The organism is Aminiphilus sp. (assembly GCF_029975095.1).
Taxonomy (GTDB): Bacteria; Synergistota; Synergistia; order Synergistales; family Aminiphilaceae; genus Aminiphilus.
In genome coordinates this window covers 1-4,965 of the sequence record NZ_JARKPW010000046.1, presented here as the reverse complement: position 1 = coordinate 4,965, position 4,965 = coordinate 1, and the positions used below count along the sequence as shown (strand labels likewise).

Sequence of the window (4,965 nt, the reverse complement as noted above, 5' to 3'; positions counted from 1 at the left end):
AAGAGACGCTGCGCTTCCTCTGTGTCTGCTGTCCCCCTTACGATCACGCCCAGACACTCCTCGACGAGAACTGACCGCAAAAACGCCGGGGGAATTCCTCAACCGCCGCAGTCGCACCCGCAAGAACAGGAGGATGCAGGGGGGGTGACGTCGCCCTCGGAGGGAACGATGCAGATGAACGTGAGGGGCTCCTCGCCGACTCTTTCGAAGGAGTGAGGTTTTCCCGCCGGAACGTGGGCCCAGAAAAGAGGCGCCAGAGGATATTCCTCGTCCTCCACGCGCACGCGCCCTTCTCCGGAAAGAACGAAAACGTAATGGGGCCAGTCGTGTTGGTGGAGGGGTACCGCGGCGTCCCCCTCCAGGGTGAAACAGCGGGCCGTGTAGTTCTCCCAGAAGCGTTCCGGACCGAAGACGATCCGCTTTTCGATGCCCCCGTGTCCTTGGAGGGTTACCGAGGGAAGATCCTTGATTTTCCCTGCGTAGACGACTTGATCTGCCACATACTTCACTCCCTTTCGCAGTGCTGTGCACATCTCGCTCTTTCGCATTCCGTCGAACCAAATGCAAGGATTCTCTTTTCCCGCTTTCTTCCATGGCTGAAAAACACACACAAAATTTTCGCTACGGCCTTGCCTGGAAGAAGAAGAGCGCGTATTCTGATAGCATCAGACGACAAGGTATCGTTGCACCAAGGGGAGGTGAGGAATCGTGACCTCGACAGCACCCCGAATTCTTATTGTGGACGATTCGGCGTTCATGCGGTTCATGTTGCAGAAAATCCTCACCGATGCAGGCTTCGACGTGGTGGGCGAAGGCACGGACGGATCCGAGGGGGCGGAACTCTATCAGACCCTGCGTCCCGACGTGGTGACCATGGACATCACCATGCCGATCCTCTCCGGCCTTGAGGGATTGAACCGCATTCTCCGCATCGACCCCGAAGCACGAGTAATCATGATCTCCGCCATGGGGCAGAAATCAACGGTTCTCAAGGCGCTCCAAAGCGGCGCTCTCGGATTCATCGTCAAGCCCTTCGACAAGGTCAAGGTAATCGATACAGTGCGGGACGTTCTGGCCTTTTCTCACAAGAGCACGGAATCTCCGGAACGCCCCGATCCGGCGCCACCCTCCCGAGAAGACGCGTAACAAACCCCATGACGCGATGGCGAAACCTTCCCCAGGGAAGTCCTCCGTCCTCACGTCATGGGGTTCTCACTTGTCCCGAAACACCAGATCCTTGTCCCCCGGATAGGTCAGGGTATAGTGAACGGCAATCTTGCGGATCTCCCCGCTCTTCAGCGGGATCTCCCAGGTGAGCAGCCCTTCCCTATCGGAACTGGCGGGCTGTGGATCCATGGTTTTGATCTCCACCTTCACCGACTCGTTGGCACTGACGGGAACTCTTTCCAGGATGCGCACCACTGTTTCCGAGGGAAGGCCGTTCGTCACGGTCAGCTCGTACCCATCGGCAAGACGTCCCTTGCCCAGCCAACTTTTTCCCTCCACACCGACACTCTTTTCTCTCTCCACGCGAACGAGAGGGGTGGTCCCGAAGGCCACGGTGAGATCCTGTCCCTTGCTGCGGGCCGGAAGCGTCGTTTTGCCCCCGGCGACGCCGTCCACGGAGAGTTCCGCCTCGCCTGGGAGAACGGCCTCGGGCAGTGTCTCCACCTCGGCGAGAAGCCATGCTTCCTGGCTGAAACGCGGAACCAGCACGATGGCCATGCTCCCCTGAAGAGCGAGGTCGCCCAGAGGAATCTCGGCGGAAGTACCCTCCCCCGGCACGCGCCCTGTCGTGAGGATGTCCACGCCGCGCAAGCCCTCCTCCCGGACGGGAGGCGCGGGAGCCCTCCCGAGAGCGATCTCCTCAACGGCCATGTAGGGCGCGGGCGCTGCATCGGGAACGGCGCCTTTCGCACGGAAGTCATCCTGGCGAGGCTGTGCGATGTCCACCACGAGGGGGCGCAACCGGGGAGGACGAACAAGCCGGGGAGGATCCGCGGTATGCACGACGAGCGGCCCGTCCCAGTCAATGCCGGTTCGTTGCATCACCGACGCGACCAGACGGCCCGTGACGTTTCCGCTCTTCGTTTCGAGGTTGAGCACGTATCTGTAGGTCCAGTGCACCTGATCCGTCCAGGCGGTGAGGAGGCCGCCGCCGTGCCCACCGTCGCCGCGGATTTCGATCATCATGGAGTAGCCTTCCTGAAGACGCTCCTGCAACTGCCGATTCCAGAGCTCCGCTTCATGGCGCTTGCGCTGGAGCGTTTCCGTCACTTCCGCGAGACGTAGTTCCTGCTCTCTGCGAAGCGCGGCTGCGGCGACGAGCAGGTCGAGGGCCTTTTCGCCTTCGGGCCTCAGGGATTCAAGAGCTCCGGTCAACTGCCGAAGGGAGGCGGCCTCCGCATCGAGAACCGCCACCTCGGCCCGAAGTTCGTCCACTTTCTCCGACAGAGTCTTCAGGGCCGGAGGAATCCATCCCGCCCGGGGAAGCAGCACGATGTCAGGCGGCAAAGAAGGCGAATTTCCCTCCGGAAGCTGCAAACGGATCCGGGAAACGTCGAAGGTCGCCGGCAGACGCACCACAAATGCACCGGCGGGCACGGGGATTTCAACACCGGCACCGCTTGGATAGAGATGAACCCTCTCCGGCGGAGGCGAGACTCCGTCCTCGGACCGTGCCGGTTCTTCCCCGAAGGCGCTCCGCACTCCAAAGGACAGATCCCATACACCGAGAACACCCAGGATCAGAAGGATACCCACTCCTGCGACAGAGAACACCCGCATCGCCCTCCCCCTCTCCAGGGAGCCGTCGCCTCCCCATCGAACACACGGGGAAGAGCAACGGAATTCCGCCTGCGCCGAGAAACGCCCCCCTCAGGGGAGCTCCAGTTTTTCGGCAAGGACATACATCTCGCCGCTCCCGACAGAAGACCGGACGCTTCCCTCGAGAAGTATCCGGTCCCCTTCCCCGCACTGCCGGAGCCGATCCTGCAACTCCGGATCGTAGGCGCGGGCGAGTATGTAGTCGTGCCGTTCGTTCCCTCTGTAGTCCGTGCTCTCGTGTCTGACGGAGAATCGGAAATACCTGCCGCACCGGTTCTCTCCCACTTGCTCCCCCTTGAGGAAGTGAAGCGTCCCCTCGAGCCGGACCACATTGATCGATTGTGTCATCCCCTCATCTCCCTTCTCCATATGAAACCAACCCTTTCTCCCTTTCCCGCAGTGTTCCGCCGTCCCCACGGTTTCCACCGCCCGTTCCCTCCGCCGCATTCGGAAGAGAACGGACGGGAATTCTCGCCTCTGTGCGCCATTATATCGCGGATCGTCTTCCCGGAAAAACAAAACCGGGCAGGGCCCCCCTCAGGGAGTTCCCCGCCCGGCACACACCATCAAAAGCAACCGCGTATCTCACCCGCGCATCCTCCCGTGAACGGCGAGCCACACGCAGGGAGGCTCCGAAGAAGTGCGGGCGACACGATGCCTCTCGTGCGCCCGGAGAAAAATCCAGTCTCCGGGATGCATTTCCAGAACGCCCCCGTCCTCCCATTCCAGAACGGCCTCACCGGAGAGAAGCGCCACCCATTCGTCCCGCTCCTGATCGTACCAGAAACCGGGAGGCGAGGACTGCCCGAAGGAGACGATGCGCTCCACGAGAATTCCCCGATCCGGAAACAGCGGCTCGGCGATCTCTTCCTCCGGAAGGTCACCTTGCTCGATGCCTTTTGTCAGATCCCGGGAAAACTCGAAAAGGTTCCCTCCGGAAAAGACCTTTTTCCCTGAAGCACTCACGAGGGATCTCCCCGCTCCTCCGTACATCCGTCGCGCCTCGAAAATCCCCGAGGGAGACGTTCCCCCTGCAAGGTTTTTCCGCTTTCACCGTGGCGGGCATTCCGGACGATGGTGGGAATGTCCACGGATGCGCCCTGTCCTTTCGCCCCGTCGGTGCGGGGAAAGAGCAGTCCGTCGTCCGGAGGCCCCTGCAGGTCCGTCTCCTCCAGTTCGATACGGCGGCGCTCCCGCCCTCCCCGGTGAGATTCCGCAAGTCTTCCGGAGGGGCACTCCTTGCCTCCGGGCACGAACCCCGCGGCGATGACCGTGATGTGCACCAGCCCCTCCATGGAGGGATCCAGCACATGTCCCCAGGAGATGTTCGCGTCCTCGTCGGCGTACTCGGCCACGACCTGGGCGGCCTGGTTCACCTCCCAGAGGCTGATGTCGGGACCGCTGGCGATATTGAAGAGGATGCCCTTCGCGCCGGAGGCGGGAGTCTCCATGAGAGGACTGCTGACGGCCATGCGCGCGGCCTGGACGGTCCGCTCGGGCCCTTTTCCGGTCCCGATGCCCATAACGGCCGATCCGGCACCGGAGAGCACGGTCCGCACGTCCGCGAAATCCACGTTGACCAGTCCGGGGCGGAGAATGAGGTCGGTGATCCCCGCGACAGCCTGGCGGAGCACTTCATCCACCAGGCGAAACGCATCGGAGAGGGGTGTCTTCTTGTCCACGAGTTCGAGAACGCGATCGTTGGGAATGACGATGAGGGCATCCACTTTTTCCCGGAGTTTCTCGATTCCCTCGGCGGCGTTCTGAGCCCGGCGGCGTCCCTCGAAGGTGAACGGGCGCGTCACCACGCCCACGACGAGAGCGCCCCGCTCCCGGGCGATCTCCGCCACGACGGGGCTGGCCCCGGTTCCCGTGCCGCCTCCCATGCCTGCGGTGACGAACACCATATCCGCTCCGGCAAGCGCCTCGGAAATCTCCCGAACGGATTCCCGCGCCGACTGAAAGCCGATCTCGGGATTGGCGCCCGCTCCGAGTCCCCGAGTGAGCTTCTGCCCCAGAGGAATCTTGATCGATGCCTCGGAACGCTCCAGATGGGGCATATCGGTGTTCGCCGCGAGGAATTCCACACCCGTCACGCCGCTTCGGACGATGTGGTTGAGCGCGTTGGTGTCGGCGTTG

General features: G+C 62.3%; 6 protein-coding genes. 1 reads left to right on the top strand and 5 read right to left on the bottom strand.

Going from position 1 to position 4,965, the window contains the following annotated elements:
- Positions 1-98 precede the first annotated feature (98 nt).
- Complete coding sequence (locus Q1K49_RS02925; protein WP_300522596.1) at positions 99-500, bottom strand: cupin domain-containing protein; 402 nt, start codon at positions 498-500, stop codon at positions 99-101.
- 208 nt (positions 501-708) lie between these two features.
- Here Q1K49_RS02925 and Q1K49_RS02920 point away from each other — a divergent pair, with 208 nt between their 5' ends.
- A complete protein-coding gene (locus Q1K49_RS02920; protein WP_300522593.1) occupies positions 709-1,146 on the top strand; it encodes a response regulator in 438 nt (145 codons plus the stop codon).
- A 66-nt stretch (positions 1,147-1,212) separates the two neighbouring features.
- Here Q1K49_RS02920 and Q1K49_RS02915 read toward each other — a convergent pair whose 3' ends face one another.
- The 4 genes from Q1K49_RS02915 to ftsZ form a co-directional block, all read right to left on the bottom strand.
- Complete coding sequence (locus Q1K49_RS02915; RefSeq protein WP_300522592.1) at positions 1,213-2,787, bottom strand: DUF4139 domain-containing protein; 1,575 nt, start codon at positions 2,785-2,787, stop codon at positions 1,213-1,215.
- Between the two features lie 90 nt (positions 2,788-2,877).
- Positions 2,878-3,243 carry a hypothetical protein gene (locus tag Q1K49_RS02910; protein WP_300522590.1) on the bottom strand — a complete coding sequence of 122 codons (366 nt, stop codon included), beginning with the start codon at positions 3,241-3,243 and terminating at the stop codon, positions 2,878-2,880.
- A 168-nt stretch (positions 3,244-3,411) separates the two neighbouring features.
- Positions 3,412-3,792, bottom strand: coding sequence for a cupin domain-containing protein (locus Q1K49_RS02905; RefSeq protein ID WP_300522588.1), 381 nt, complete (start codon positions 3,790-3,792; stop codon positions 3,412-3,414).
- On the bottom strand, positions 3,789-4,965 hold a 1,177-nt coding region (ftsZ, locus tag Q1K49_RS02900), incomplete at its 5' end, for a cell division protein FtsZ (RefSeq protein ID WP_300522586.1). The genes ftsZ and Q1K49_RS02905, both read right to left, overlap by 4 nt.

Coding starts and splice junctions, on each gene's coding strand:
- Q1K49_RS02915 (WP_300522592.1), bottom strand. CDS start 2,787: ATGCGGGTGTTCTCTGTCGCAGGAGTGGGTATCCTTCTGATCCTGGGT.